Annotated in this window: 1 protein-coding gene; it reads left to right on the forward strand. The window is 75.4% G+C overall.

Annotated elements, in window-relative coordinates; genetic code table 11:
• Positions 1-254 (forward strand): hypothetical protein (locus JHD63_RS23300; RefSeq protein ID WP_233168571.1); only part of this gene is annotated, 254 nt, incomplete at its 5' end.
• Between the last annotated feature and the right edge of the window lie 59 nt (positions 255-313).

The following is a 313-nucleotide window of genomic DNA, read 5'->3' on the forward strand; positions in this document are numbered from 1 at the left end:
CCCCCCCCCCCCCCCCCCCCCCCCCCCCCCCCCCCCCCCCCCCCCCCCCCCCCCCCCCCCCCCCCCCCCCCCCCCCCCCCCCCCCCCCCCCCCCCCCCCCCCCCCCCCCTTTTTTAATGATCCGGCGCCCACCGAGATCTACACTAGGTTCTCTTCGTCGGCAGCGTCAGATGTGTATAAGAGACAGGCCCACGCCCGCGCATGGCCGGTGTTGCGGGCGCACTCATGCCATGAGGCGCTGGCGCGCCAGGTAGATGTTGGCCAGGCCCAGGGCGACGAACGAGCGTGTGGCGTTCTTGGCCAAGCCGCGGTA

It is taken from the genome of Xylophilus sp. ASV27 (assembly GCF_016428875.1).
Classification (GTDB): Bacteria; Pseudomonadota; Gammaproteobacteria; order Burkholderiales; family Burkholderiaceae_C; genus Xylophilus.